Source organism: Megasphaera sp. AF13-6AC (genome assembly GCF_027685385.1).
GTDB classification, from domain to species: Bacteria; Bacillota; Negativicutes; order Veillonellales; family Megasphaeraceae; genus Megasphaera; species Megasphaera micronuciformis.
Map to the genome: position 1 here is coordinate 1 of NZ_JAQCUN010000181.1, position 2,052 is coordinate 2,052.

3 protein-coding genes and 1 other annotated feature are annotated in these 2,052 nt (G+C 41.3%); of the genes, 2 read left to right on the forward strand and 1 reads right to left on the reverse strand.

The features are described 5' to 3' along the window. On the reverse strand, positions 1–258 hold a 258-nt coding region (locus tag PGX78_RS07835; RefSeq protein ID WP_442864818.1), incomplete at its 3' end, for a serine O-acetyltransferase. A gap of 47 nt (positions 259–305) precedes the next feature. After that, positions 306–528: a binding site (T-box leader), on the reverse strand. Positions 529–705: 177 nt separating this feature from the next. Here PGX78_RS07835 and PGX78_RS07840 point away from each other — a divergent pair. Beyond that, complete coding sequence (locus PGX78_RS07840) at positions 706–1,413, forward strand: AzlC family ABC transporter permease (RefSeq protein ID WP_270446350.1); 708 nt, start codon at positions 706–708, stop codon at positions 1,411–1,413. Then, positions 1,403–1,738: a branched-chain amino acid transporter permease gene (locus PGX78_RS07845; RefSeq protein WP_270446352.1), complete on the forward strand. Its 336-nt coding sequence runs from the start codon at positions 1,403–1,405 to the stop codon at positions 1,736–1,738. The genes PGX78_RS07840 and PGX78_RS07845 overlap by 11 nt, the downstream gene beginning before the upstream one ends. Positions 1,739–2,052: the final 314 nt, after the last annotated feature.

A 2,052-nucleotide genomic window follows, 5' to 3' on the forward strand; every position in this document is an offset into this window, starting at 1 on the left:
AATGCCTGTACCGTGATCGATGAAAAGTCCTTCGCCGATGCGGGCACCGGGATGGATTTCGATGCCTGTAAAGAAGCGGGCTATGTTGGAAATAAGGCGAGCCGTAACAAAATAACCGTGACGGTAAAAAAAGTGAGAGAGTCTGTGTGCCCAAATTGCGTGCAGACCGGCGTAACAAAGCAAGATTTCCGCCACGTTTTTAGCAGCCGGATCTCGATCTTTGATTACTTGAATATCTTTACGTAATCTTGAAAACACGTAGTACAACCTCCTGATAAAAGGGTATAAAAAAAGACCCGTCGTCTCACAGAGACGTCGAATCCGCGGTTCCACTCTGATTGTAATCATATATTGATTACCACTCAAGGACTTGTAACGTCAGTCATACGGGACTATCTACTGTTGTTCGATAATCCTGCTCCCGAAGGCATTCGACATAAGTGGGCTGCTGTATCGGTTTTCAGCCGGTGGCCGATACTCTCTGTGTGACCCGTACATATGTGTACTTGTTTCGGTCATTGCATGTACTTGTGAAATTAATTGTAATTCTATACGTCGTTATAAGAATTGTCAAGAATAAAATATATTTTCATAAGCATAGTATATTTATAATTTTCGCCTATGCTATGGTAGTTTGTATATCTATTGATTTAGCCTGATTTTTGATGTACGTTATATCTTATAAAGTAATGGAAGGAGACAATCATGTTGTCACAAACTGTTTTACGGGCATTACGATTTGCTTTTCCACTAACTGTGCCTATTGCTGCCGGTTTTTTATTTATTGGCCTTACGTACGGGTTATTTACCGTTTCACAGGGGCTACCTTTAGGGTACCCCCTTATTATGTGTTTGCTTATTTTTGCCGGGTCTATGGAATTTATTACAGTGACGCTGTTATTTCAACCATTTGATCCCGTGGGAGCCTTTATTATGGCGCTTATGGTAAATGGTAGGCATTTATTTTACGCGATCACGATGCTTGGTAAGTATAGGGGAAAAGGTTGGAAAACACCGTACCTCATTTACGGGATGTGTGATGAAAGCTTTGCTGTTAATGTAACTACGGAGGTCCCTGAAAATATTGATGAAGGTTGGTTTTATTTTTGGGTTACATTGCTGAATCAGGCATATTGGTTTATGGGTGTTTTAATCGGTTCTATAGCCGGAAGTACACTGACCTTTTTGCCGCTTAAGGGGATTGGATTTGTGTTGACAGCTATGTTTGTTGTTCTTTTTTTGGATCTGTGCCGCTCCAAATCGGCAAAATGCGGTATTATGGGGCTGGCTATTACCTTGGTAGCCCTATTCATATGCGGTCTCGCTTCCTTTCTGATACCGGCTATGGCGGGTATACTTTCCGTGTTTTTACTACGTTACCGCTTAGGGGGGATTGCTCATGATGACCAGTGAACAGATGATGTGGACAATCTTTATAGTGGCTTTCGGTACCTGGGTTACACGGTTCTCGCCCTTTTTACTTTTTGTAAATAAACGAGACGGGAAGTTGCCCGATGTCGTTACGTATTTAGGAGAGGTGTTGCCGGCCGCCGTTATGGGGATGTTGGTTGTTTATGCGTTGAAGGACGTCAGTCTTATGACTTGGCCAAACGGAATTCCTGAAGGGCTGGCACTGATTGTAACCGTTGGGGTTCATTTATATAAGAAAAACTTTCTTATCAGCATGTTTGTCGGTACCTTGTTCTATATGGTATTGGTCCAGACTGTATTTTTATAAATAAAAATTTCCGAAGCTTTTTTCGGGAGGGTTGTTTTTCGATATATTCCCAACGAGAAAAGTCGACAAACTCTCATGTACCGGAATGGGCATAGGTGTTGAGTCTTTACATTCTGATTGTTATAATATAGTGATAGTAGCAGGTACTATTTTGATGCTGGAGGAATTAATGACTTTTGTGAAAGTGTATTATTTGAACCATAGTGGTTTTGCAGTCGAAACGGATACGAAGGTACTGATTTTTGATTATTATAAGGATCCGGAAAAGGTATTGCCGAGATTACAGGCAGGGGAAAAGCCTTTTTGGTTTTTTG

Bases quoted from the DNA above. Each gene is read 5' to 3' on its own strand.
- PGX78_RS07840 (WP_270446350.1), top strand. From the start codon at position 706: ATGTTGTCACAAACTGTTTTACGGGCATTACGATTTGCTTTTCCACTA.
- PGX78_RS07845 (WP_270446352.1), top strand. From the start codon at position 1,403: ATGACCAGTGAACAGATGATGTGGACAATCTTTATAGTGGCTTTCGGT.